The 24,080-nt window shown below is 49.0% G+C and carries 22 protein-coding genes; 7 read left to right on the top strand and 15 right to left on the bottom strand.

Annotation, left to right across the window (positions count from 1 at the left end; genetic code table 11):
• Positions 1-3 precede the first annotated feature (3 nt).
• Entirely contained in the window at positions 4-450 is a 447-nt protein-coding gene (locus B067_RS20635; RefSeq protein WP_019530902.1) for a hypothetical protein, read from the bottom strand.
• Positions 451-860: 410 nt separating this feature from the next.
• On the opposite strand from B067_RS20635, the gene B067_RS0114955 reads away from it, so the two are divergent.
• Positions 861-2,300, top strand: coding sequence for a hypothetical protein (locus B067_RS0114955; RefSeq protein ID WP_019530899.1), 1,440 nt, complete (start codon positions 861-863; stop codon positions 2,298-2,300).
• A gap of 230 nt (positions 2,301-2,530) precedes the next feature.
• Entirely contained in the window at positions 2,531-2,737 is a 207-nt protein-coding gene (gene cspE / locus B067_RS0114950) for a transcription antiterminator/RNA stability regulator CspE (protein WP_019530898.1), read from the top strand.
• Positions 2,738-3,101: 364 nt separating this feature from the next.
• Here cspE and B067_RS0114945 read toward each other — a convergent pair whose 3' ends face one another.
• The 8 genes from B067_RS0114945 to B067_RS0114910 form a co-directional block, all read right to left on the bottom strand.
• On the bottom strand, positions 3,102-4,490 hold the full coding sequence (locus B067_RS0114945) for a DEAD/DEAH box helicase (RefSeq protein WP_019530897.1): 1,389 nt from the start codon (positions 4,488-4,490) through the stop codon (positions 3,102-3,104).
• Between the two features lie 260 nt (positions 4,491-4,750).
• A complete protein-coding gene (locus B067_RS0114940) occupies positions 4,751-5,380 on the bottom strand; it encodes a DUF3313 domain-containing protein (RefSeq protein WP_019530896.1) in 630 nt (209 codons plus the stop codon).
• A 133-nt stretch (positions 5,381-5,513) separates the two neighbouring features.
• The gene (locus B067_RS0114935; protein ID WP_019530895.1) at positions 5,514-6,329 is read right to left on the bottom strand and encodes an enoyl-CoA hydratase-related protein; all 816 of its coding nucleotides are present in this window, start codon (positions 6,327-6,329) and stop codon (positions 5,514-5,516) included.
• A 218-nt stretch (positions 6,330-6,547) separates the two neighbouring features.
• Positions 6,548-7,453: a hydroxymethylglutaryl-CoA lyase gene (locus tag B067_RS0114930; RefSeq protein WP_019530894.1), complete on the bottom strand. Its 906-nt coding sequence runs from the start codon at positions 7,451-7,453 to the stop codon at positions 6,548-6,550.
• Between the two features lie 331 nt (positions 7,454-7,784).
• Complete coding sequence (locus tag B067_RS0114925) at positions 7,785-8,570, bottom strand: enoyl-CoA hydratase/isomerase family protein (RefSeq protein WP_019530893.1); 786 nt, start codon at positions 8,568-8,570, stop codon at positions 7,785-7,787.
• A gap of 397 nt (positions 8,571-8,967) precedes the next feature.
• Positions 8,968-10,572: a carboxyl transferase domain-containing protein gene (locus B067_RS0114920; protein WP_019530892.1), complete on the bottom strand. Its 1,605-nt coding sequence runs from the start codon at positions 10,570-10,572 to the stop codon at positions 8,968-8,970.
• A gap of 125 nt (positions 10,573-10,697) precedes the next feature.
• Entirely contained in the window at positions 10,698-11,867 is a 1,170-nt protein-coding gene (locus B067_RS0114915) for an isovaleryl-CoA dehydrogenase (RefSeq protein ID WP_019530891.1), read from the bottom strand.
• Positions 11,868-11,909: 42 nt separating this feature from the next.
• Positions 11,910-12,296 (bottom strand): MerR family transcriptional regulator, encoded by a 387-nt coding sequence (locus B067_RS0114910; RefSeq protein ID WP_019530890.1) that lies wholly within the window; start codon positions 12,294-12,296, stop codon positions 11,910-11,912.
• 186 nt (positions 12,297-12,482) lie between these two features.
• Between B067_RS0114910 and B067_RS20630 the strand changes: the two genes are divergently transcribed.
• Complete coding sequence (locus B067_RS20630) at positions 12,483-13,226, top strand: substrate-binding periplasmic protein (protein WP_019530889.1); 744 nt, start codon at positions 12,483-12,485, stop codon at positions 13,224-13,226.
• Here the strand turns inward: B067_RS20630 and B067_RS0114900 are convergent.
• The 3 genes from B067_RS0114900 to B067_RS0114890 form a co-directional block, all read right to left on the bottom strand.
• Positions 13,223-14,446, bottom strand: a complete 1,224-nt coding sequence (locus B067_RS0114900) for an acetyl-CoA C-acyltransferase (RefSeq protein ID WP_019530888.1) — start codon at positions 14,444-14,446, stop codon at positions 13,223-13,225. The two genes, B067_RS20630 and B067_RS0114900, sit on opposite strands and share 4 nt — an antisense overlap.
• A gap of 62 nt (positions 14,447-14,508) precedes the next feature.
• The gene (locus B067_RS0114895; RefSeq protein ID WP_019530887.1) at positions 14,509-15,282 is read right to left on the bottom strand and encodes an enoyl-CoA hydratase; all 774 of its coding nucleotides are present in this window, start codon (positions 15,280-15,282) and stop codon (positions 14,509-14,511) included.
• A gap of 87 nt (positions 15,283-15,369) precedes the next feature.
• Positions 15,370-16,527: an acyl-CoA dehydrogenase family protein gene (locus B067_RS0114890; RefSeq protein ID WP_019530886.1), complete on the bottom strand. Its 1,158-nt coding sequence runs from the start codon at positions 16,525-16,527 to the stop codon at positions 15,370-15,372.
• A 109-nt stretch (positions 16,528-16,636) separates the two neighbouring features.
• Between B067_RS0114890 and B067_RS0114885 the strand changes: the two genes are divergently transcribed.
• Together B067_RS0114885 and B067_RS0114880 are read left to right on the top strand one after the other, a co-directional pair.
• Positions 16,637-17,680, top strand: coding sequence for an AraC family transcriptional regulator (locus B067_RS0114885; RefSeq protein WP_019530885.1), 1,044 nt, complete (start codon positions 16,637-16,639; stop codon positions 17,678-17,680).
• A 379-nt stretch (positions 17,681-18,059) separates the two neighbouring features.
• Positions 18,060-19,421, top strand: coding sequence for a DegQ family serine endoprotease (locus B067_RS0114880; protein ID WP_019530884.1), 1,362 nt, complete (start codon positions 18,060-18,062; stop codon positions 19,419-19,421).
• Positions 19,422-19,521: 100 nt separating this feature from the next.
• Here B067_RS0114880 and B067_RS0114875 read toward each other — a convergent pair whose 3' ends face one another.
• Together B067_RS0114875 and B067_RS0114870 are read right to left on the bottom strand one after the other, a co-directional pair.
• Positions 19,522-19,989, bottom strand: coding sequence for an NfeD family protein (locus B067_RS0114875; protein ID WP_019530883.1), 468 nt, complete (start codon positions 19,987-19,989; stop codon positions 19,522-19,524).
• 8 nt (positions 19,990-19,997) lie between these two features.
• Positions 19,998-20,975 carry an SPFH domain-containing protein gene (locus B067_RS0114870; RefSeq protein WP_019530882.1) on the bottom strand — a complete coding sequence of 326 codons (978 nt, stop codon included), beginning with the start codon at positions 20,973-20,975 and terminating at the stop codon, positions 19,998-20,000.
• Between the two features lie 388 nt (positions 20,976-21,363).
• Here B067_RS0114870 and speB point away from each other — a divergent pair, with 388 nt between their 5' ends.
• Complete coding sequence (gene speB, locus B067_RS0114865) at positions 21,364-22,287, top strand: agmatinase (protein ID WP_019530881.1); 924 nt, start codon at positions 21,364-21,366, stop codon at positions 22,285-22,287.
• Positions 22,288-22,351: 64 nt separating this feature from the next.
• Here the strand turns inward: speB and B067_RS0114860 are convergent, their stop codons facing one another.
• On the bottom strand, positions 22,352-23,197 hold the full coding sequence (locus tag B067_RS0114860) for a substrate-binding periplasmic protein (RefSeq protein WP_169335586.1): 846 nt from the start codon (positions 23,195-23,197) through the stop codon (positions 22,352-22,354).
• Between the two features lie 197 nt (positions 23,198-23,394).
• Between B067_RS0114860 and B067_RS0114855 the strand changes: the two genes are divergently transcribed.
• The gene (locus B067_RS0114855; protein WP_019530879.1) at positions 23,395-24,075 is read left to right on the top strand and encodes a cyclase family protein; all 681 of its coding nucleotides are present in this window, start codon (positions 23,395-23,397) and stop codon (positions 24,073-24,075) included.
• Positions 24,076-24,080: the final 5 nt, after the last annotated feature.

Here is a 24,080-nt window from a genome sequence, read left to right as displayed (position 1 = left end):
CAATCAAACCGCTTTCGCTAATACCCCATCAAACCCATCTTGCTCGTGATACAACTGATGCCAGTAAGGGTTTAGTGGTTCAGGTTGGGACTTCTTTTCGTCGGCTTCACTTTGCAAAAATATCATCCAAGCTATGGCGGTGCTGTAGCGTAGGTTGGTGATAAGTTCGCTATCGGGGTCTTTTAGAAATTGGTGCTGGCTGGCTAGGCCACGTACTCGGCTAGCGAGGTCGGGCTGAAAGGCTAGGTAGTTATCCCACACGCTGCGGTGTTGGCTAGAGCTAATTTGGAATAGCCCCAAGCCTTGGTGGTCTTCACAAAAAGGGTTGCCAGCAGACTCTTGGTTGGCAACGCCTAGCAGCATATGGGAGGCCGCGGGTGAATACATCTCTAAATAATGGAGGGTGGGTTCTATCACATACTGGCATAGATGGGTGTTATCAATATTCATATGAAGCCAGCCTTGCTGCTGCGCTAATGCCTTAATGTCGTTACCGACTGTTTTATTATTTAAAGCACAAACTGTTCCGCTTTTTGGTAAAACAGCTCACGGGGCGTGGCTGTAGTTGTTATGTGGCGAACAATTTGTATTTTGCTATTGCTAGGTTTAGACCTAATTAGCAGCTTACGCCAGTTTTTTCTAAAAATTTTAAGCGCTTACAGCATATTTCTCGATTTATTCTTTTTATGCTGGCTAAGCTGCTGGTTTTAAACGCTTAAGTCTTATAAGCGGTAGCCGGTAAAGACGACTACGTCATAAAAGCGTTGTTCAGTGCATAGTCTTGGCTATTGTCAACGTATTCAATGCGGCAGCTTTCAACTAAAATGCCGCTAATGAGAAATACTTTGAAGGAGCTAGGCATGAACTACTCGGACTCGCCAGTCTTGTATTCCATTGCTGTAGGGGCGGCCGCGCTGATTGCCATGTACTTGTTCCGTATTCAGGCGCAGCGCTTGATAGAGCAATTCTTTCGCGTCTTACAAAAACAATTCCGTTTATTATCAAAGATTTGCATACGTTCAGAGCAGCGGGTCAGGTTGCGTCACTACGAAGTCACTAAAGCCTTGGTTGAGGTGTTGTCGCAGCGCCGGGTACAGCGCCGCTATGGAGATATAGAAGGGCGGGTGCATAAAGAGCTGGCCTACTACAAAGATAAAGCAGCAGTCGTCAGCGAGCACTTAACGGTGTTACAGCGTGACTATGAAGACAGTGCTCACATCCCGCCACCCTCGCCGGAGTGGGTGGCTGCGGTAGAAGCTATCGCGCAAATTGAAAATGATGACCGCAATAGCGATGTGATGGTAAAAATTTTAGCGGATATGCACAGTACCGTGCAGTTACATCAGCAAGATGCTATGCGTGAACACCGCTGGAGTGTCAGCAACCGACACAAATTGTTAGCTGGGCTAGAGTCACAGTGGCGCCGTTTAGGGCAATTACTAGCCGCAACTGAAGGCAAAAGCGCCGTTTTGCAGCGAGATATACGCAGATTGGACCAAGAGATGTGCCGTTATGAATTACTCACGGCGGGTAATGGTCAGGGTTTTATGGCCTCGGTGCTAGCACGCTTCTTTATTGCCAGCTCGCTGGTGTTTGTTGCAGCCATGATTGGTTTTTATAATAGTCAGTTATTGTTATTACCTTTTGCTCAGCAGCTAGGGGAAAGCGTAGCGCTGGGTCTGCCGGTATTGGCCATGCACAGCGCCATGCTGGTGTTATCCTCGGTGCTGCTGTGCGAAACCACAGGCACTACCCATATGTTACCGCTGCTAGCTCCGGTCAAATCTTGGGTTAAAAACACCTTAGCGACAGTGGCGGGGCTGATGTTGTTGGCGCTGTCAGTATTATCGGCCAGTTGGGCGGGGGGCTTGCAAAGTATGGCGTCCGTGCTGCAAGCCGACATGAACCAATGGTCGCTGGCGGTAATGAGCTTTTTTGCTTGCTGGTTGTTTGCCGCCATCGTGATGCCGTTGGAGTATGCGGTACAAACCTTTAGGCCCGTGTTAAGCAGTAGCTTACAGCTGATACTGTATTGTGCGAGTGTGATATTTAGGGTGCTGGCCTCGCTCAGTGTTGAGCTGGGGCGTTTGGCTATGCGGGTTTATGACGCGGTGATTTTTATCCCCCTACAGGTAGATGCCAAAATAAAAGCGCAGCTGCTTAAGGCGCAGCAAAGTAAGGATTTATTGGGCGCGGGGGTAGGGGCTACCAGCATGACATTTAATGAAGAGCAAGTAGATTGCTCTAATGTAACTCAAATAGATTTCAGCGCTTACTCAAAAAAAGGTGAGGGGCAATAGGCCATAGCCAAGAAAAGCCTAGGGCTTTATGGGCTATAGTTATTATTACTCATTGACTTCACAGTGAGGCAGTATATAATGCCGCCTAGCTTGAAAGTACGTTTTTTACAATATGCACACCATTTCGATAGTCGTTTAGATACTCGTCCTGATTTCATAAGTAATAGCATCACTTCCAGCCCAACGGCCAATATTGGCTTTATTTACTTTTGAAAATTTAGGATACAACTATGTCTAATACTACTGGTACTGTTAAGTGGTTTAACGAATCTAAAGGTTTTGGTTTCATCGAGCAAGAAAGCGGCCCAGACGTGTTCGCGCACTTCTCTGCTATTTCTGGTTCAGGCTTCAAAACTTTGGCCGAAGGCCAGCGCGTTGAGTTCACTGTAACTCAAGGCCAAAAAGGCCCACAAGCCGAGAACATCGTAGCTATCTAATTAGTTCGCTAATTAAGCTATAAGCAAACTCGCAAGGGTTTGAAAAAAGGGTAAGACTTCGGTCTTACCCTTTTTTATTGCCTGTTAAAAAGACTGGCTAAGCCCTCTAGTCATGCTGGCCTTGAGCCGGCATTCAGAAAGTTATGAGGTCAGTTGTTACTAGCAAAGTGAAAGGCAGACATAATGCAGCTTTTATCGTGCTGCTAACTGTCTAGGTAACAATTGGAGGGACTGATTAAATGGATGCCGGCTTGGGGGCCGGACACGTACGATTTTAATCGGACGTGCGTGACACGGCATTCAGTGCTTTAAGGTGGGCTTGAGTATAGCAGATGCCGGCGCAAGGCCGGCATGGCTAGATAGCTTAGCGGTTACCGCTATTATTACCGCCACTGTTAGTGCGGGAGGGGCGACCGCCACCGCTAGGTTTGCTGCGGCGATTGCTGCTAGGGCTGCTATCGTTTGCACCCGTTGTCGATCTTCTAGCGCCAGAGCGGCCGGGCGGTTTATGGCCCTGCGCGTTTTCGCCCGAGCGCTGGCCGTCGCGGTGGCCGGGGCTAGGCTTTTTCGGTTTTCTGGGGCTAACGGGTCGGGTATTTAAACGCGATTCTGGCAGCGGGTGGGTGGGTTCAAAACCAGCCAAACTCTTGCGGGGGATTAAGGCTTGTATTAGGCGCTCTATATCGGCTAGCAATTTAAACTCGTCGGCGCATACCAACGATACCGCTTCGCCTTCGGCTCCCGCGCGGCCGGTGCGACCTATACGGTGCACATAGTCTTCCGAAACATGGGGCAACTCGTAGTTTACTACATGGGGCAGCTGGTCTATGTCTATGCCGCGGGCGGCGATGTCGGTGGCGACTAACACCTGTACGGTGCTGTCTTTAAAGTTAGCTAGGGCTTTGGTGCGTGCGCCCTGGCTTTTATTTCCGTGTATCGCTGCGGCTGCTATGCCTGCGTCTTCTAGCTGCTTGGTTAAGCGGTTGGCGCCGTGCTTGGTTTTACTGAATACCAGCACTTGTCGCCAGTTATTGTCTTTAATCAGTTTTATCAACAAGCTAGTTTTGCGGGTTTTATCAACCGGGTATACCGACTGGGTTACGGTTTTGGCGGCGGCATTACGTGGCGTCACTGAAATTTCTACCGGGTCGTGTACCAGGCCTTTAGCCAGCGCGCGTATGTCATCAGAAAACGTAGCAGAGAATAAAAGGTTTTGACGTTTCGGCGGTAACACGGCAATAATTTTTTTAATGTCGCGTATAAAACCCATATCCAACATGCGGTCAGCTTCGTCCAGTACTAATACTTCTAGCTGTTTAAAGTTAATGGCGTTTTGGTTGTATAAATCCATCAGGCGGCCGGGGGTGGCTACTAGTATGTCCACACCTTTGCGCAGCTTCATCATTTGAGGGTTAATTTTAACGCCGCCAAAAACGATAGCTGATTTAAGCGGTAAGTTTTTGCCGTATAGCGCTACGCTTTCGCCTACCTGTGCCGCTAGCTCGCGGGTGGGGGTAAGCACTAAGGCGCGAACTTGGTTGACTTGGGCTTTGGGGCCTTTGGATAGTAGTTCTAGTAGTGGCAGGGTAAAACCTGCGGTTTTGCCGGTGCCGGTTTGGGCGGCGGCCATAATATCTTTGCCCTCAAGTACGGCGGGTATGGCCTGCGCTTGTATGGGGGTAGGGCTGTCATAGCCTTGTTCGGCAACAGCCTTAAGAATAGGGGCTGATAAGCCTAGATCGGTAAATTTCATTGATGTGTCTCTGATGGCGTGCGCAGCAAAAAAAAGTGCTGGATAGTCGCTCGCATATAGTGTGGCGCATGAGATTAATGGCTGGGTGTACCTTGCCAAGACCGCCATGCTGGGGGCGTGCAGCTTACAGTAAGCTTGGCTGCAGTGCCATGTTTTACTGGGCTGGGGGGTAACTAATAATAGAAGTTAGCTAATAAAAAAGGAGGAAAGTAATAAGAGAGCCTAGCAGCTGAGCGTCACTAGGCTATCAATAGCCAGGTTTATTGGCTGGCGGTTTTAAGGCGGCTGCCCCAGCGTCTAAATTCGCGGTACACATCCTGCCAGTAGCTTACGCTAGTCATGCGGTTTAAATGATTGCTATTGGTGCCGATATCACCGGTTGTAAGCTTGTCGGTGACGCGTAGCAACACTTGCTGGCTATTGGCGTCTACCAGCTCGGTGACTATGGTCATGCGGCTGCTTTCTTGTACAAAGCTTTTGTCGGGCTGAATAATAGAATTTTTAATGGGTGCGGTAAGGTAAAAATCGCTAATGCGGCTGCGCACGATTAAGTTGCCTTGGGCGTTAATACTCTTGCCAAAACCCTCAACAAAACCTTTGCTGGCGCGGGCTTGAAAATAGCCCATCTCCTTTTCGCTAAATTGAAAATCTTCATCGCTTAAGGTGGGTAGGCTATTGGTGCGGCGCTCGTCGCTGTAAGCCAGCGGCATAGTTTCAAACTGTATATTGCTGTATTGGCTAAAGTCGGCACCGGGGCGTAGGTATAGGATATCAAAGCTAGATTGCTGTACCAGTTGTAAACCATCGTCAGATTGCTGCGGGGAAGGGGGGGTGCTCATGCAGCCAGTGATTAATAAAGCGGTAATCAAAAAGAGTAGTGCGGTTTTCATGGTCGTATCCTGTTGATGGTTAGACGCGGGGCTGGTACAGATAGTACATGGACAGCGCTAGCCCGGCTAGGTTCATTACCGGGCGGCGCGGTGCAGGGCTGTTAGCTGCTTTAATTTTAGCAAGCTACTGGGTTTAGTTGCCTTGATACTCTGGGTCAGTTTTATCTAAAAAGGCATTAATGGCGCGCTGGTGATCTTGGCTATGGTGGCAGCTAGCTTGGTAGCTGGAGCATAGGTCTAAAAAGTCAGCCAGTTCTAATCGCTGTGCGCTTTTCATTAGTCGCTTGGTCATGCGCAGGGCCTGCGGTGGCTTGCTGGCAAAGTTGGCGGCTAGCTCTTGGGCGCGGGGCAGCAGTTGCTCAGCGCTGACCAGCTCTAATAAAATGCCCATCTCTTTGGCTTCGTCCGCTTTAATTAGCCGGCCACTAAAAGTAAGCTCGGCTGCGCGTTGGTAGCCGATTAAACGCTGCAAAAACCAAGCGCCGCCATCACCGGGAATAATACCTAAATTAATAAACGTTTCGCCCAGCAAGGTGTGCTCAGAACCTATGCGTATATCGCACATGCAGGTGAGGTCAAAACCCGCGCCTATGGCTGCACCGTTAATGGCGGCGATGGTGGGTATTTCTATGCTGTGCATGGCTAGGCTAATGCGTTGTATGCCGCGTCTATAATTTTCGGCTATCTCGGCGGGGCTGCCGCCAAAGATACCGTTGCCGTCGCGCATTTCTTTAACGTTGCCGCCAGAGCTAAACGCCTTACCGTTGCCAGTAATAATTAAGCAGCTCACAGTGTTGTCGCGGTTGATCCACTCTACCGTGTTGCAAATATCATCTATTAAGGTGGTGCCGGTTAGGGCGTTGCGTACGTCATCGCGATTAAAGCTTAAGGTGGCGACACCCTTGCTGATGGTTAAAGTGGCGTCGGTTAAACTGGGGGCATTGGACATGGTGTATACCTGTAGTAAAGATTATTTTTTTGGGATTAGTGCTAGCAACAAATATTAACACTGTTGGGGTGACGTTTACTCGTGGTTCGAATCTTTTGAGCCTCTCTGGGCTAGCAACGCTTACATGCATGGTGGCTCTAGGTTATTTACGAGATTCCGGATCGGAGGCCGGAATGACATATACTCTCTTTTGCTGCTGGCATTTAGCTTGTAGGATTTTATTGGCTGCGGGCATTAGCCACTTTTGAGCCGCTGCTGCGTTGTAAAAAATCACTAATATAGCGGCCGGCAGTCAGTAATTTGTCGAGGTTCACGCCGCTGTGTATCTGTAAACCATCTAGCATATACAGTACATCTTCGGTGGCGACATTACCGCTGGCCCCTTTGGCGTATGGGCAGCCGCCTAAGCCTGCAATAGAGCTATCCACCACGCTCACGCCATGCAATAAGGCGGCGTAAATATTGGCCAGTGCTTGGCCGTAAGTGTCGTGAAAATGCACCGCCAATTTCTCTACCGGCAGCCGCTGTGTGCATAGCGCCAACATCTCACTGACCTGGCCGGGTGTGCCTACGCCTATGGTGTCGCCTAATGAAATTTCATAACAGCCCATGCTAAATAATTGCTCGGCGATGTCGGCTACTACGATAGGGCTAACGGCACCTTCATAGGGGCAGCCCAGCACGCAGGAAATATAACCGCGCACCGGTATATTGGCTTGTTGGGCGGCATCCAGAATAGGGGCGAAGCGCTGTAGGCTTTCGGCTATAGAGCAGTTAATATTTTTTTGGCTAAAGGCTTCCGAGGCTGCAGCAAAAATAGCCACTTCATTTGCACTGGCCGCTATGGCGCGCTCATAGCCTTGCATATTGGGGGTGAGTGCGGCGTAAGTGGTATTGGCTGCGCGTGAGATGCCTTGAAATACTGCATCGCTATCGGCCATTTGTGGCACCCACTTGGGGTTTACAAAACTACCGGCTTCTATGCTGTTAAGGCCGGCGTCGGTGAGTAGCTCTATCAGTTTTATTTTAACGGCGGTGGGTATGGTTTGCTGCTCGTTTTGCAGGCCATCGCGGGGGCCTACTTCTACGATTCTAACTTTTTTGGGTAGTGCTGCTAGGTTCATGCTGGGTCTCTGTTTTTTAACGGGAGATGTTAGCCGTTAATATTCATATAAGTTTTGTGACTGTCATACCCATAGCATTCGCTACACTCATGGGGCAGGCCCTACCGGCCACCGAGCCGGTATCCAATCGATATATGTGCGAAGTTTATAGTCTGTAGAACAACGTATATCGTAAAACAGTGGGTGCCGGCTCAAGGCCGGCACGACGAGATAAAGATGAATTCTCTGTACTGTCTTACCGGCCTACGAGCCGGTATCCATACGATTTATATTCGCAGTTTGTCAGTTGCAGAATAACGCATATCGCAAAACTCTGGCTACAGGCGCAATATTATTGATTCCACTCGGCTTTACGTTTTTCTAAAAAGGCAGTCAGGCCTTCTTGGCCCTCTGGGCAGGCGCGGCGCTGGGCGATAACCTCGCAGGTTTTTTCTATCACCCCATCACCTATGGGTTGCTGGCCTAGGGCAAAAATAAGTTGCTTGGCGGCAGCCATGGCGCTGGGGCCGTTGCTAAGTAGGTTGTTGCTTATATTTTTTATGCAGTTATCCAGCTCTGCCTCAGCGACTATCTCTGAGGCTATGCCTAATTGCAGCGCAAGCTGGGCGTTGATTACTTCGGCGCTAATGCAATAGCGGCGGCAGGCGCGTTCACCTATGGCGGCGATCACATAGGGGGCGATAGTGGCGGGGATTAAACCAATTTTTACTTCGCTTAAACAAAAGCGGGCATCGCTGCTGGCCACCACTATGTCACAGCAACAGGCTAAACCCACGGCGCCACCGTAGGCGGCACCCTGTATGCGGGCGATGGTGGGTTTGCTCATAAAATTAAGGGTTTTTAGCATCTCAGCTAAACCGCGGGCATCTTGTAGGTTTTGCTCATAACTAAAGCTGGCCATGCGTTTCATCCACGCTAGGTCACCACCGGCAGAAAAGTTTTTACCGGTAGAGGCCAGCACCATAGCGCGCACCTGCGGGTCGCTATCGACTTGTTTAAACGCCGCCGTTAATTGCGCAATGATTTCGTCATCAAAGGCATTATTTTTTTCGGGGCGGTTAAGGGTAACCGTGGCTATGCCCTGCGCGTTAATAGTGGTAGTTACTGTGTCGCTCATACTATGGCCTTTATGTTGGTGGTAGTGCCGCTATCAATGGCGTGAAGTTTAGCATGGCTAGGTGGAGGCTAAACGTGTTTGGACAAAGCTGTTTAGAAAAGTGTATGGGTACCGGCTCAAGGCCGGTAGGGCCTGCCCCATAAGCGTAGCGAATGCTATGGGTATGACAAAAAAATAGTGTTAGGTGTTTTAGCCTATCGCTTTTAGTCGTAACTGCACGGTTAAACCTACACCCCGTCATACCGACCTTGAGCCGGTATCCATCTAGTTAATACCCACTGGAATAATGTTACAGCTATTACTCTATACACCATCAAAACAAACCCCTAGCGACTAGTGACTATTATCCAGAGACTGGCAACTAGAGACTAGGAACTCTTCCCCTAGTAACTGTTCATCACATCCTAAACAAACCAAATTTAGTTTCTGTTATAGGCGCATGCAAGGCCGCCGCTAAAGCTTTACCCAGCACCGCCCGAGTATCTTTGGGATCTATCACTCCATCGTCCCATAACCTGGCCGATGCGTAGTAAGGGTGGCCTTGCTGTTCGTATGTGTCTTTAATGGGTTGTTTAAAGTCTTTTTCTTCCTGTTCGCTCCAGGCTTCGCCGTTTTTGTTTTTTTGATCGCGTTTTACTTGGGCCAATACGCCGGCGGCTTGTTCGCCACCCATCACACTAATGCGGGCATTGGGCCACATAAATAAAAATCGGGGGTCGTAGGCGCGGCCGCACATGCCGTAGTTGCCTGCGCCAAAAGAACCGCCTATTAACACGGTAAGCTTGGGCACTTGGGCGGTGGCTACCGCAGTCACCATTTTGGCACCATTTTTAGCTATGCCGCCTTGTTCGTATTGTTGCCCCACCATAAAGCCGACGATATTTTGCAAAAAAATAATCGGTGTTTTGCGCTGGGCGCATAGCTCTATAAAATGGCAGCCTTTTAAGGCCGACTCGCTAAATAAAATACCATTGCTGGCCACTATGCCTACCGGGTTACCGTAGAGGTGGGCAAAACCGCATACTAGGGTTTTACCATACAGCGCTTTAAATTCGTGAAATTCAGAGCCATCCACCAAGCGGGCGATAACCTCATGCATGCTATACACCTGCCTGCTGTCGGTGGGGATAATGCCGTAGAGCTCCTCGGCAGAGTACAAAGGCTCAGCGCTTGCTTGCGCTGGGGGTGAAATTTTTTGACTATTGAGGTGGAAAACCGCCTGCCGTACTAATTGCAGTGCATGTAAATCGTCCTCCGCATAGTGGTCGGCTACACCAGACTTGCGGCAGTGTACTTCGGCACCGCCTAAATCTTCAGCGCTCACTTTCTCGCCGGTGGCGGCTTTAACCAGCGGCGGCCCCGCTAAAAAAATAGTGCCCTGATTTTTAACAATAATAGATTCGTCGGCCATGGCGGGCACATAGGCACCACCGGCGGTGCAAGAGCCCATCACACAGGCAATTTGGGCAATGCTTTTAGCGGACATAGTGGCCTGATTAAAAAAAATACGACCAAAGTGTTCGCGGTCGGGGAACACCTCATCTTGATGGGGCAGGTTAGCGCCACCGGAATCTACCAAGTAAATACAGGGCAGTCGGTTTTGCTCGGCAATAGTTTGCGCCCGTAAATGTTTTTTAACGGTAAGCGGGTAATAGGTGCCGCCTTTAACCGTGGCATCATTGGCAATAATCATGCACTGCTGGCCGTGCACTATACCTATGCCGGTGATAATACCTGCGGCTGCTACCACCTCTTCGTAAACGTTATAAGCCGCAAGCGGAGAGAGCTGAAAAAACTGCGAACCTTGATCGATTAATAACTGAATTCTATCGCGCACCAACAACTTGCCACGGTCTTGGTGGCGCTGTTGATTTTTTTCACCACCGCCTAGTTTTATCGCTGCCAGCACCGCCTGCAAATCATCTACTTGGGTTTGCATATGGGCAGCATTTTTTGCATAGGCAGGGCCTTGCTTGTCTATGTTACTTTTTATAATGCTCATATAAGAAGTCTCTAGTTGGCAGTCGCTAGTCTCTAGCAAGGAGTCTCTAGAAAATAGTCGCTAGCTTCTAGTCTTTAGTCTTTGTTTTTTCTAGCGACTAGAGACTATTAACTAGTGACTGTCGCCTAGCGACTCTCGTTAAACAATTCCCGGCCTATTAACATACGACGTATTTCCGAAGTGCCTGCGCCTATTTCATACAGCTTGGCATCGCGTAGTAGGCGGCCGGTGGCGAAGTCGTTGATGTAGCCATTACCGCCCAGCGCTTGTATGGCTTGCAAGGCCATTTGAGTGGCTTTTTCGGCGGTGTATAAAATAACCCCGGCAGCATCTTTGCGTGATTGTTCGCCGCGATCGCAGGCGCTGGCCACCGCATATAAATACGCGCGGCAGGCAGATAATTCGGTATACATATCGGCTAGTTTGCCTTGCATTAGTTGAAACTCGCCTATGCTTTGGCCAAATTGTTTGCGGTCGTGTACATAGGGCAGCACTACATCTAGGCAGGCTTGCATAATTCCCACCGGGCCGGCGGCTAATACACTGCGCTCATAATCTAAGCCGCTCATTAATACGTTTACGCCCAGCCCTAGGCCACCCAAAATATTGGCAGCGGGTACGGCGCAATCTTGAAACACCAACTCACAGGTATTGGAGCCGCGCATGCCTAACTTATCCAGTTTTTGATGGCGGCTAAAACCGGCGCTGTCGCGCTCGACGATAAAGGCGGTAATGCCTTTGGCACCGGCTTGGCTATCGGTTTTGGCGTAGATGACATAGGTGTGGGCATCGGGGCCGTTGGTAATCCACATTTTGTTGCCGTTTAAAATATAGTGCTCGCCCTTTTTAACCGCCTTTAATTGCATGCTCACCACATCAGAGCCGGAGTTAGGCTCAGACATAGCCAGCGCGCCTATGTGTTCACCGCTGCACAGCTTAGGTAAATAGTGTTTTTTTTGTTGCTCGTTGCCGTTTTTAAAAATTTGATTCACGCATAAATTACTGTGCGCGCCATAAGAGAGCGCAACAGACGCCGAGGCGCGGCTAATCTCTTCCATGGCAACCACATGGGCCAAATAACTCATGGCGCTACCGCCATAGTCTTCGCTAACAGTAATGCCCAATAAGCCCAGATCGCCAAACTTTTTCCACATATCCATGGGGAACTCATTGCTGGCATCAATCTGTTGGGCGCGGGGGGCTAGCTCTTGCTGGCAAAACTGATAAACGCTGTTGCGCAGCATGTCTATCTCTTCACCCAGGTGATAGTTGAGGCTAGGGTAGTGGCTGTTCATGGGCGGCTCCTTATAAAAGGATTAGCGATAGGCTTTAAAACCTTAGGCGACATTTTCTTTGTGCGTTAAGCTGGCTAGGCATTGCTGCTCGGATTTTTTCAGCTCTGCCAGCATAGTCTTAATATCTTGTTGCTGCTGTTTTAGTCGTGTACGCTTCTCGCGTATTTTAATAATCAGCCTTTCTAGCTGCTGCTGATTACCGTGTTGTGGGTTATAGAGATCAATAATGCCGCGGCTTTCCTGTAGGCTAAACCCCAGCCGCTTACCTCGTAAAATGAGCTGTAGTTTAACGTTGTCGGCATCGCTGTAGATGCGGTTGTTGCCCTGGCGCTGTGGTGTCAATAAGCCCTTTTCTTCATAGAAGCGTATGCTACGGGTAGAGATGTCAAAGGCTGTAGCCAGTTCGGTGATGCTGTAGACTTTACGCATTGGTTGGCGGCCTGAAGGAGGGGTGTATTCAGACTAGTTTCCGTTTACGTTAACGTCAATATTGATATTGTCATAATAATGACCATAGCTATGGCTTAGTGTCGTAATGTAGCTACGCTTAGAGAGCTTGTTTTTATTTTAAACGGAGGGAGCCGCATAACTATTTACCTGATTAAGGAGTGATGGATGGCGTTAAAACTGTTGGTAAGCCGGGTTGCCTTGTCTTTTATTATTAGCACTATGGCTTATGCTGAAGAAGTAAGAATAGCTATGGGTAATTTCGAGCCCTATTATATAGAGAGCAAAAATGGCGGTGTTTTTGCCGATATTATTAGTGCAGCATTTCTCCATATTCCTAATTACCACCCTAAGTACATTTATGGCCATAGCAATGAAGATTTGTGGGCTAGCTTTGATTCTGGTCATGTTGATGCAGCCAGTAATTTTTTTGGCACAGTAATAAAAAAAGGCTGTTTGACTAATCCTGTTTTTCGTTTTAGTGATATGGCTGTTACTAAGGCCAGTAGCGCGCTAGCCATTAATCATCTTGATGATTTAAAAGCAAAAAGCATAGTCGCTTATCAGGGAGCGAAAGAACTATTAGGCGACGATTTTGGTCTTGTGGTAACGGCGGCTTATCAGGAAGTTGCCAAGCCAGAGCTGCAGGTGCGCATGTTGGTGGCGGGCCGATATCAGGTCAGTGTGGGGGATAAGTTTATTTTTTTACAGGCCGTTAAAAATTTAAATACTAAAGAGATACAACCGCAAGATTTCAAGCTCCATGACCTGTTTCCCCCCACGTATACTCGTTTGGCGTTTCACGAAAAGTCGCTATGTGAAAAGTTTAATCTAGCTTTAGAGCGCATTAAGCAAAGTGGCCAGTACGAAGCCATCTACCAGTCTTATTTAAGTGACTTAAATTACCCCTAAAGTATCTCTAGAGCTATGGCGGTAGCCTCGCCGCCGCCTATGCAGAGGCTGGCCACCCCTTTGGTTTTGCCTAGGCGCTTTAAGGCGTAAATCAGGGTGACAACGATGCGCGCGCCCGATGCTCCTAAGGGGTGACCTAAGGCGCAGGCGCCGCCGTGTATGTTGACTTTGCTGTGGTCTAGGCCCAGCTGTTGGATGGCTAGCATGGTGACTACGGCGAAGGCTTCGTTGATTTCCCAGAGATCTACATCGCGTGCTGCCCAGCCGATTTTGTTGAGTAGTTTTTGTATGGCGCCTATAGGGGCTAGGCAAAAGTCGCTGGGGTTTTGGGCGTGGCTGCTTTGGCCTATGATGCGTGCCAGTGCGGGTATGCCTTGTTGTTGGGCGCTAGATTCGCGCATTAATATTAGCGCGGCTGCGCCGTCGGAGATGGAGCTGGCGTTGGCGGCGGTAATGCTGCCGTTGTTAGTAAAGGCGGGTTTTAGTTGGGGGATTTTTTCGGGTTGGGCTTTGCCGGGTTGTTCGTCTTGGGTAATGATGCGTTCGCCGTTGCGGCTGTTAAGGGTAACGGGGGCTATCTCTTCGTCCATGAGTTGTAGGCTGTTGGCATGCTGGGCGCGTTGCAGTGACTCTATGGCGTAGGCGTCCATGGCTAGTCGGCTGATGTGGTAGGCATCGGCGGTGCTTTGGCCAAACAGGCCCATTAGGCCGCCGGTTTCGGCATCTTCTAAACCGTCTAATAATAAGCTGTCTAATACCTCGCCGTGGCCCAACCGCATGCCTTGCCGGGCTTTGGGTAATAGATAGGGGGTGGCGCTCATATTTTCCATACCGCCGGCAACGATTACCTCGGCATTGCCCGCGGCTATTTGATCGCGGCCTATCATGATGGCCTTCATGCCCGAGCCACAGACTTTGCTAATCGTGGTGCAGGGTATGGACGTGTCTAGCCCGGCCTTGAGTGAGGCTTGTCTGGCGGGGGCTTGTTTTAAACCGGCAGATACTACATTGCCAAAATACACCTCGTCTATGTTAAGGCTTGCGCCGGTTGCCGCTGTGCAGTTTGCTGCGACTTGGGCCAGCGCGGCTTTAATGGCTACCGCACCTAATTCGGGGGCGGGGGTGTTGGCGAACTCGCCTTGTAGGCCGCCCATGGCGGTGCGTTTGGCGGCGACGATGACGATGTTGTTATTGCTGCTGTTGTGATTGTTAGTATTCATAGTTTTTAAGCCGACGATTTATACTGTGCAGGTTTTTATAGTAGCAGTTGCCGCTGTGTGCATTAGGTTTTCCAAACAGGTTTACGTTTTTCTATAAACGCACTCACCCCTTCTTGTTGATTTTCATCCTCCCATAGCTGCACGAACAGCTCGCGCTCTTTTTGTGAACCTTGAGCCAAGCTATTGTTGCGGGCTTGCATAATCAATTGTTTACAGTGGCGCATGGCAGTGGGGGATTGCAGAGCGGCTTTATCGGCCAACGCTAAGGCTAGGTTTAACACTTCGCCGGTGGCGACTAGCTCTTGCACTAGGCCTATGCGCAGGGCGGTGTTGGCATCTATACGTTCGCCTAGCAGTATCATGCGTTTAGCCCAGGCTTCGCCTATTAACCAAGGCAGTTGCTGTGTGCCCAAGCCGCAGGGTAATAAACCTACTGAGGCTTCGGGTAGGGCCATGTGTGCTTGTTGTTCGCATAGGCGTATGTCGCAACAGAGCGCGGCTTCTAAACCGCCGCCCATGGCATAGCCGGTAATGGCGGCGATAGATACGCCTTGGTAATCGGTTAGTGTTTGAAAAGCTTTGCCAAAAGTTTCGGCAAAGTCTACGGCCTGTTGTTTATTGTTGTGGTTCACTAGGTTGAGGTCGGCACCGGCGCTAAAAAACTTTGCGCTATTACTGTGAATAATTAACGCGCGGTTATTACTATCGCTATTAAGTGTATTCACCATGCTGGTTAATTGCTGCAAGCTGGCTAAGGTCCAGGTGTTAGCCGGCGGATTATTTAAGGTGATAATGGCCGTCTGGTTTTGATGTTGTAGTAGTAGGGCGTTATTCATGATTTGTTAGTCTCCAGTCTCCAGTCTCCAGTCTCCAGTCTCCAGTCCCTAGTTTTTAGTCTCTAGTTCCTAGATTCTAGGTTAGGTTTATAAGATGTCTTTCAGTAAATCTCTGGCAATAATCAGCCGCTGAATTTCGCTAGTGCCTTCGTAAATAGTAGTTAGCCTTACATCGCGGCTCATGCGTTCTAGCGGGTGATCTTGTAAATAACCGGCGCCCCCTAATAATTGCAAAGCGGTATAGCAGGCGTGGTTGGCCTTTTCTGAGGCGTATAACTTGGCCATGGCGGCTTGGGTGGCAAAGGGTTGGCCCTGTTGTTTTAATGTGGCGGCTTGCATGAGTAGCAGGCGGGCAGCTTCAAGCTCGGTGTAGCAGTCGGCTATCATCCATTGCAGGCCCTGAAAGTGGCCTAGCTTTTGGCCGAATTGTTCGCGCTCACCGACAAATTGTTTGGCGTAATCCATAGCGGCTAAACCCAAGCCCAAGGCCAGCGAGCCTATGCCTATGCGGCCACCGGCCAGCTCGGCCACGGCTATGCGATAGCCGCTGTTTTCACTGCCTAGTAGCGCGCTGTGGGGTATGCGGCAGTCGCTAAAACTGACCACGCTGGTGTAAGAGCCGTGTTGCCCCATCTTGTTTTCGGGTGGGTCTATTTCTAAGCCTGGGCTGCCAGCCTCCACTAAAAAACAGCTAATGCCCTTGCCTTTGGGGGCGGCGGGGTCGGTCACGGCCCACACCACAAACACACCGGCATAGAGGGCGCTGGTGATATAGAGCTTACTGCCGTTTAACAGCCAGTCGTTACCTTGTTTAACCGCCTTGGTTTGCATGGCGGTGGGGTCTGATCCCGCCTGTGCTTCGGTTAGGCAAAAGCTGGCGGCGGCGTATTCGCCACTGCATATCTTGGGTAGGTAGCGTTGTTTTTGTGCCTCGCTACCTATGGCTTGTATCACTTCGGCCACTAGGTTGGTTACCGAGGTGGTGGTGGCGGTAGCGGCGCAGGCCTTGGCCAGTTCGGTAATCGCCAAGCTAAAAGCTATGCTGCCGGCTTCACTGCCGCCATAGTCACTGCTTACCCCCAGCCCCATAAAGCCTAAATCGGCCAGCTGTTTTAGGTTGGCTAAAAAGCACTCGTGCTGGAGGTGCTGATCTATGGCGGCGGCTACGGGGGCCAGTTGTTGCTGGGCAAACTGTTGGGCGGTTTGTTGAATGAGGGCTTGCTCTGGGTTGAGGCTAAAGTCCACGGCGGCCTACCTCTGTGTTGCGGCTAGTACTATTGACGATAGTTGTTTTTGCCAAAATTGCTTGGTAGTAGTCACATAAAAGTTCTTTATTCACTGAAATGATAAGGCTATGATGCGCAACTCATCATTCAGTAGCGGAGTAATCGCGGTGGCCACCACGTCGGCATTTTATGCAAAAACCTCTTACCTAGGCGCTAAGCTTAAAGGGGTAGATACCGATAAGCTATTGGCCGAGGTGGGCCTCAATGCCGAGCAAATTCAGCAGCCCGGGGCGCGGGTTAATGTTATTCAGATGACTAGGCTAATACAGCTGATATGGGCCGAACTGCAAGACGAATTTATGGGCTTCACTCTGCATCGCTGCAAAACCGGCACCTATGCCATGAAGTGCCAAATGGTTAGCCACTGCGAAAACCTCAACTCCTTATTTGAGCAGGGGGTAAAATTTTATAGCCTAGTCACTGACGATATCATCATGGCCTATGAGCAAACTGATGAGGGCATGGAATTTAGCATACGCATGGCTGACCCCAGCCTAGACCCTAATCATTTTTATTTAGAATTTTGGTTAATGCTGTGGCACCGCTTTGCCAGCTGGATGATAGGCAAAAAAATAAAACTGAAAAAAGTCTATTTTAATTACCCTGCGCCCGAGCATGTGGCGGACTTTGATATACAGTTTTCCTGCGAATGTGTTTTTAAAGCTCCTGTGACTAAATGTGTGTTCCCCAGCCATTACGGCACGATGCCGTTGGTGCGCACCCAACGCGAAATTGCGCACTTTTTGAAAGATGCCCCTGCAGGCATTATGGTGATGCCCGGTGAAGACGACAGCACCGGCTTAAAAGTAAAAACATTTTTATTGGATAGTTTTGAGAAAGATCACGTCTTTCCTGATTTTGAAGCCGTAGCCAGCTATTTAAATAACAGCCCCCAGGCATTGCGCAGGCATTTAAAAGAAGAGGGCAGCAGCTACCAAAAAATCAAAGACGTGATACGCCGCGACCTCGCCATAGAGCGCATCTGTGTGCAAAACATGGCCGTGCATAAAGTGGCCAGTTATTTGGGCTTTACCGAGCCGCGCTCGTTTACCCGCGCCTTTAAGCAGTGGACGGGGTTGTCGCCTAAGCGGTATAAGCATAGAAATAAATAGCGTCTATAGTTTGCTACTTTTTTGGTTCTTCAATGATCTATACTCTCCCGTGTTTTAGCGAGCAAGGCAGCTATTGGCGAGACACGCCGTGAATATGTCCCTATACCCAAAGCACTCGCGGTACTCGTGGGGCAGGCCCTAGGCTAGGCGCTGGCATCCCTGCCAGCGACTGTCTCGCCAATAGCCCCCTTACTCACTTCACGCTCAGCACTAAAGATAATAAATCCCTACTATTCAGTCCTTGAAATATGGGTGTTCAACCCTATCTTGGGAAATACGGTGTTTTAATTGAGGAACTTTTTGCCGATAAATTTGTTTATTCATAGCGTGCTGCTACCAATGGCGGGCGCTGTAACCTGTCAACAATAAGGTATGGTGAATGAAATTAACAATACGATATTGCTTAGCATTTTTTCTTATAGCCAGCTCGGCTGCTAGCTTGGCCGCACTCCCCGTTTTCGACAGCAGCGGCAAGCAGCTACCCACGCTGGCGCCTATGTTGAAAGAGGTTAACCCTGCGGTGGTGAATATCTCCACCTATACCACCCAGCAGGTCAATAACCCGCTGCTTAATGATCCTTTCTTTAGGCGTTTTTTTAATGTGCCTGACCAGCAACAACAACAGCCCCAGCGTCAGCAACGCCGCCAGCAGAGTGCCGGCTCTGGCGTTATTATTGATAAAGACCAGGGCATAGTGGTAACCAACCACCATGTTATAGGCAAGGCCGATGAGGTGCATGTGGCGCTGGTAGATGGCCGTAGCTTTAAGGCCGAAGTGCTGGGCTCAGACCCCGAGTTAGATGTGGCGGTTTTAAAAATCAACGCCGATGATTTGGCCGAGGTGAAGCTGTCGAATTCTGATTTGCTCAATGTCGGTGATTTTGTGGTGGCCATAGGCAACCCCTTTGGTTTGGGGCAAACCGTAACTACCGGCATAGTCAGTGCTTTGGGCCGTACCGGTTTAGGCATAGAAGGGTATGAAAACTTTATTCAAACCGATGCCTCAATTAACCCTGGTAACTCTGGAGGCGCGCTAGTGAATTTGCGCGGCGAATTAGTGGGCATCAATACCGCCATCTTGTCGCCTGCCGGTGGTAATGTGGGCATTGGTTTTGCGATTCCCATTAATATGGTAAAGGGCAGCATTGATCAATTAGTTGAACACGGTGAAGTTAAACGCGGCCAGATAGGCGTTAGCATTCAAGATATTACGCCTGAATTGCGCAAGCACTTTAACTTAGAGAATGGCCAGCAAGGCGTGTTTATTACCGGTGTTAGTGAAGGCTCGCCAGCCGATAAAGCCGGCTTAAAAGATGGCGATGTACTTATTGCTATAGACGGTGAAAAAACGACTTCGGCAGGGCATTTGCGCAGCCAGATAGGCATGCGTGCCATAGGTGATAAAGTCGACATCACAGTCATACGCGAAGACCGCGAAAAAACTCTCAAGGTAAAAGTGGGTGAAAGCCAAAACTTGAGCAAGCTGAATAAGCGCTTACATCAATTGCTGGAAGGCAGCCGCTTTGAAGATAATCCCGATGGTGGTGTGTTAGTAGCCGGTTTAGCACCCAACTCGCCAGCAGCCTATAGTGGTTTGCGGGTGGGGGATGTGATCATTGGTGCCAACCGCCAGCACATTAGCAATGTTAAAGCCTTAGAGGCGGCATTGAAAAAAAGTGATGACTCTATACTGCTGCATGTTAGCCGCAAGGGCAGGGCATTTTATTTAGTGCTGCGTTAGCACAGTGTTAACAAAAAGCTGTTAATAAAAAAGGCTGAGCACCTTGGATGTTCAGCCTTTTTTTATGTTCAGGATAGAGCGGCGACTTAACGTAAAAACCTCATAGCGGTTTTACCAACATCAGCGTGCCTTCAACAGCAACAATAGTACACATCTCATCGGCATTAATGCTACTGACGCTAAGATCCTTATGTAGGCGCGCATTCCAATCTATGCCGGAGTAGCGAATTTTGCCTTGAGTGTGGGTAATTTCTGCTGCAGCCGGAACCTGTAGGCCTATCATGTCGCTGCTGGAGTCGGAACCGCCACCGGAGTTTTGAAAGTTTTTTAAGGGCTTCCATAATAAGGCAGCGATGATCGCGGTGCTAATCCCCAGGGTGAATATTTCGGCTTCCCAACCACTAATTACCGCAAAGCCCGATAGCGCGCCTGTTATAAAAGCGGCTAGGCCAAAAAATAATAAGGGGCCACCAAAGCCTAATATCGTTAGCTCAATGATTAGGCTAATACCGCCTATTAAGTAAAAGGTTTGGTCATGGTTATCGAGTAGGTATTGTAAAATATCCATGGGTACTCCTAGCTATCGCTTAATTTCAGGCTGCTAGACACCGCAATGGCTTGGGCAACCGTGCTGGAAATATTAGCGCCGGTATTACCATCACTTAATATTACCGTGCCCTCTGCGGCTATGGCTTTATGGGCGGCGATGGCACCTTGTGCCAGGGTAAGAGTAACGGCGGCCTTACCTTGTTCAGTGCTAGCGGCAGTACCCACAAGTGTTAATGCATCGGCGTCGGCTTTGGCCACTAGCATGATGGCTTCGGCTTTACCGGCGGCTTGTAATACTTGTGCGGTTTTGCTGGCTTCGGCGTCTAACACTTGCTCGGCCTTGGCGGCTTCAGCGGCCAGTACGCGAGATTGTTTATCACCTTCGGCGCGAGTAATCGCGGCGGTTTTTACCCCTTCGGCGGTAAGTATCACAGAGCGTTTTTCACGCTCGGCGGTCATTTGTTTTTCCATATCTTCGCGTATGGATTGCGGCGGGGTGATGTCTTTAATTTCGTAACGGGTAACCATTACACCCCAGGGTGCGGTAGCTTCCGACATGGCCCCTAAGATTTTGGCATTAATAGCATCGCGGCTTTGAAAGCACTGGTCCAATTCCATTTCGCCTATGGCGTTTCGCATGGTGGTCATGGCTAGCTGCACCACGGACATTTTATAGTCGGTGATGTTATTGGTGGCGGCTGCGGCATCGGTCACCTTCATAAATAAAATACCGTCTAATAGTAAGGTAATATTATCTTTGGTGATGGCAGCTTGTGCGCTAATGTCTAAAGATTGTTCTTTTAAGTTTCTGTCGGCAGCCACTTTTTGGATAAACGGGATAATAAAGTTTAAACCGGCGGATAGGGTTTTGTCGTATTTACCCAGTGTGTAAATAACATAGCCGCGGTTTTGTGGCACAAAATGTATGCCTTGTTTGAGCGTGTAGATAGCAATAATGGCTATCCAAAACAGGGGGCTGGTGACTAGTGATTGTAATATGGGCATAGAAACATCCTTTTTAGCTTATTTTAAGTGTGTTAATAGAGGGTAGGTTTATAGCTATGGGCAAAGTGGTAACCGTTACATACGCATTATTATGATTAGTTATAGGGCTATCATCGCATGTTTTTAGACTATTTATAGCAAAAAATTCATCCTCTTATCGGCTTATAGCCAGCGAGGCTGGGCTTAGCAGTATACCCATTTAGCATAGTCGACTGTTTTATAAGCATTTGCTATTATTTGTGGCCGTCGCAAACTTCACGACGTTAAATCATGAATTCCGCTACAGGCGCTAGCATCTACATAGCGACGAGAATCCTTTAGTGAGAGCACTCATGTGCATTTCTCGAGGCCAATAATGGCTATTCGATTAATGATTATGGAGACGCTCATGTCTAAGCAACAAGAAACACTGTTCGGGCTAGGTGGTAATACCTACGCTAATATTTTTACCTATATGGGTTTGCCCCTAAGTCGCGATTTAAGCGACGATGTCGATGCCGTGGTGATGGGCGTGCCCTATGACCTGGCCACCACCGGCCGCTCGGGCACCCGTTTTGGCCCTACTGGTATACGTCAGGCTTCTTCGCAGCTGCGCTGGGAGGAAAAGCGTTGGCCTTGGCGTTTTAGCTTGGCGGATAAACTCAAGGTGATTGATTACGGTGATATCACCTTTGATGATGGTGACAGTGATGACATGATGGAAACCGTGGTGGCAGAAGCCAGTAAAATTATGGCTGCAGGTAAGACGCTACTAACCTTGGGCGGCGACCATTTTATTACCTTGCCCTTATTGCGCGCGGCTCATCAACAGTTTGGGAAAGTGGCCTTGTTGCATTTTGATGCCCACACCGATAATGAAAAGAACGACGGCAAATATAATCACGGCTCTATGTTTTACCATGCGCCAACTGAGGGTTTAATTGACTCAGATAAAAGCATACAAATTGGTATACGTACCGAATACGATTATGACAATCACCCCTTTACGGTGTTAGATGCTGCCTGGTCTAACACCCACAGTGCTGAAGATATCGTGGCCAAAATAAAAGCAACGGTTGGCGATAGTCCTGTGTATTTGAGTTTCGATATAGATTGCCTAGACCCAGCCTATGCGCCGGGCACCGGTACGCCCGTGGCCGGCGGCATAAGCTCCGATAAGGCGATGCAAATTATTCGAGCGTTGGGTGATTTGAATATTGTGGCTATGGACTTAATGGAAGTGGCCCCAGCCTATGACCATGCTGACATCACCTCCTTGGCGGGGGCAACGCTGGCCTTAGAAATGTTGTATATGATGGCGGCAAAACGCTAACAGGTCTGTTAGCGCTGCCAGCTAAACAGCTGGCAGCGCTTGCCAACCAACCAACATGCGGCTATTAAAATCCTTTAAACTGGGGTAGGGCGTGGTCGTCGCCTAACTCTGGAAAATAATAATAGTAATTACCTCTAGGGCGATTATCAAAAAACGCTTTTAAGGCGCCGCTGTTAAAAAGCTGCTGCATATTCTTATCGTACATGTCGGCTAAGGCTTGGCCGCGCGGGGTTTTGGCAAAGACTAAATATATAGGCTTGGCATCGATAATCTCAATATGCACTTTATCGGTGATGCGTTCGTTTTCAGTTTTTGCCAACTGCTGCATGGCGCTATAGCTGTCATAAAAAGCGTTAATAAAATAATCACTACGCCCCGACATCACCATTTTTATACCCTGCTGCACACTGCCTATTTCTTCAATATTGGCGGTTTCGTCGATATGGCTGCTGTAGTTGTAACCTCTGACTATACTAATACGACCCTTAATTTTATTACTGCTGAGGGGGCTGCCATCCTGTTTGCTATCACGTCTGCTATCACGTTTGTAAAGCACCGAGGTGTATGCAGTAATAAAACGTGTTTGCGGAAAAATAAAACGCTGTTCTCTTTCTGGTGTTTTATAGGCAGCGGCCATGGCGTCGACCCTGTGCTCTTCGGCTAACTTAAGCCCACGCATAAACGGGTCTATGCGGTGTTTAATGCGTATGCCTTCGGGTTGGTAGATGGTGTGCAGCAGCTCAAAATAGAGGCCACTACCGTCTTTGTTGCAGGTGCCTGGCCAATTGTCACAGCTGACGCTTATTTGCGTGATGTCAGCTGTTGTTGATTCTGCTTGGGAGTAAGGGGCATAGACGGCTATATAGCTGAATAAAATAATCCCCAGATTCAATCTGAGTGTAGATAACATATCAATAGGCTTTGGCGAGGGCATTTTTTCTCAGAGTGATGTGGTGAGGTGAAGGCTTTAATGTAGCACAGCTCAACCAGCAAGCGAGCATGTAGCCCCTAAGAACTATATAAAAACTGTCGGTATTAGCTTTAAATCATTTTGCAATATGAATATTTGTGCCATAGGGCGCAAGCCCGCAATTTGTAGGAAGCACTATGTTAAAGATAGTTAAAATAGTTGATTTATCTCTGCCGCTCAATATAGATACGCCGATTTATCCTGGCGACCCCAAGCCCGATGTGACCGTGGCCACCACGATTGAACATGAGGGTTATAACCTGTTTAACCTGCACTTAGGCACCCAAACCGGGTCGCATATTGATGCGCCCTATCATTTTAATAACCAGGGCGCGACGGTGGATGCTGTAGAGCTTAAGCAATGTTTTGGCAACGGCTTGGTGATAGATGTTAGTCATAAACAAGCTAACGAAGCTATAGTGTTGGCAGACGTTGTCGGCTTTGCCGAGCAGCTATCACGTTGCGACATCGTGCTACTAAAAACGGGCTGGGATAGTACCCGCGGCACCGAGGCGTTTTTCACTCACCCCTATTTATCCTTAGAAGCTGCCGATTATATCTTGAGTAAAGACGTTAAAACGATCGCCATAGACACCATTAACCTAGACAAAACCGGGGGTACCCAGTTTCCCGTGCACCAGCGCTTTGCTGAGGTGGGTGGCATTATTGCCGAGAATTTGGCCGGTTTTTCTGCTATAGATTTTGAACACCCGCTTATTTCCGTGCTGCCACTCAACTTAACCGCCTGCGATGGTTCGCCGGTGCGGGCTGTGGCCATACAGGCTCAGTGGTCTGCGGATAATACCTATAGCGCTTAGAGGTC

The sequence above is a fragment of the Dasania marina DSM 21967 genome (genome assembly GCF_000373485.1).
In the GTDB taxonomy this organism is placed as follows: Bacteria; Pseudomonadota; Gammaproteobacteria; order Pseudomonadales; family Dasaniaceae; genus Dasania; species Dasania marina.
This window is presented reverse-complemented; position numbering and strand designations above follow the sequence as displayed.

What these genes read in the sequence shown, in the direction of transcription:
- B067_RS20635 (WP_019530902.1), bottom strand. Translation starts at nt 450, where the DNA reads ATGAATATTGATAACACCCATCTATGCCAGTATGTGATAGAACCCACC.
- B067_RS0114955 (WP_019530899.1), top strand. Translation starts at nt 861, where the DNA reads ATGAACTACTCGGACTCGCCAGTCTTGTATTCCATTGCTGTAGGGGCG.
- cspE (WP_019530898.1), top strand. Translation starts at nt 2,531, where the DNA reads ATGTCTAATACTACTGGTACTGTTAAGTGGTTTAACGAATCTAAAGGT.
- B067_RS0114945 (WP_019530897.1), bottom strand. Translation starts at nt 4,490, where the DNA reads ATGAAATTTACCGATCTAGGCTTATCAGCCCCTATTCTTAAGGCTGTT.
- B067_RS0114940 (WP_019530896.1), bottom strand. Translation starts at nt 5,380, where the DNA reads ATGAAAACCGCACTACTCTTTTTGATTACCGCTTTATTAATCACTGGC.
- B067_RS0114935 (WP_019530895.1), bottom strand. Translation starts at nt 6,329, where the DNA reads ATGTCCAATGCCCCCAGTTTAACCGACGCCACTTTAACCATCAGCAAG.
- B067_RS0114930 (WP_019530894.1), bottom strand. Translation starts at nt 7,453, where the DNA reads ATGAACCTAGCAGCACTACCCAAAAAAGTTAGAATCGTAGAAGTAGGC.
- B067_RS0114925 (WP_019530893.1), bottom strand. Translation starts at nt 8,570, where the DNA reads ATGAGCGACACAGTAACTACCACTATTAACGCGCAGGGCATAGCCACG.
- B067_RS0114920 (WP_019530892.1), bottom strand. Translation starts at nt 10,572, where the DNA reads ATGAGCATTATAAAAAGTAACATAGACAAGCAAGGCCCTGCCTATGCA.
- B067_RS0114915 (WP_019530891.1), bottom strand. Translation starts at nt 11,867, where the DNA reads ATGAACAGCCACTACCCTAGCCTCAACTATCACCTGGGTGAAGAGATA.
- B067_RS0114910 (WP_019530890.1), bottom strand. Translation starts at nt 12,296, where the DNA reads ATGCGTAAAGTCTACAGCATCACCGAACTGGCTACAGCCTTTGACATC.
- B067_RS20630 (WP_019530889.1), top strand. Translation starts at nt 12,483, where the DNA reads ATGGCGTTAAAACTGTTGGTAAGCCGGGTTGCCTTGTCTTTTATTATT.
- B067_RS0114900 (WP_019530888.1), bottom strand. Translation starts at nt 14,446, where the DNA reads ATGAATACTAACAATCACAACAGCAGCAATAACAACATCGTCATCGTC.
- B067_RS0114895 (WP_019530887.1), bottom strand. Translation starts at nt 15,282, where the DNA reads ATGAATAACGCCCTACTACTACAACATCAAAACCAGACGGCCATTATC.
- B067_RS0114885 (WP_019530885.1), top strand. Translation starts at nt 16,637, where the DNA reads ATGATGCGCAACTCATCATTCAGTAGCGGAGTAATCGCGGTGGCCACC.
- B067_RS0114880 (WP_019530884.1), top strand. Translation starts at nt 18,060, where the DNA reads ATGAAATTAACAATACGATATTGCTTAGCATTTTTTCTTATAGCCAGC.
- B067_RS0114875 (WP_019530883.1), bottom strand. Translation starts at nt 19,989, where the DNA reads ATGGATATTTTACAATACCTACTCGATAACCATGACCAAACCTTTTAC.
- B067_RS0114870 (WP_019530882.1), bottom strand. Translation starts at nt 20,975, where the DNA reads ATGCCCATATTACAATCACTAGTCACCAGCCCCCTGTTTTGGATAGCC.
- speB (WP_019530881.1), top strand. Translation starts at nt 21,364, where the DNA reads ATGTCTAAGCAACAAGAAACACTGTTCGGGCTAGGTGGTAATACCTAC.
- B067_RS0114860 (WP_169335586.1), bottom strand. Translation starts at nt 23,197, where the DNA reads ATGTTATCTACACTCAGATTGAATCTGGGGATTATTTTATTCAGCTAT.
- B067_RS0114855 (WP_019530879.1), top strand. Translation starts at nt 23,395, where the DNA reads ATGTTAAAGATAGTTAAAATAGTTGATTTATCTCTGCCGCTCAATATA.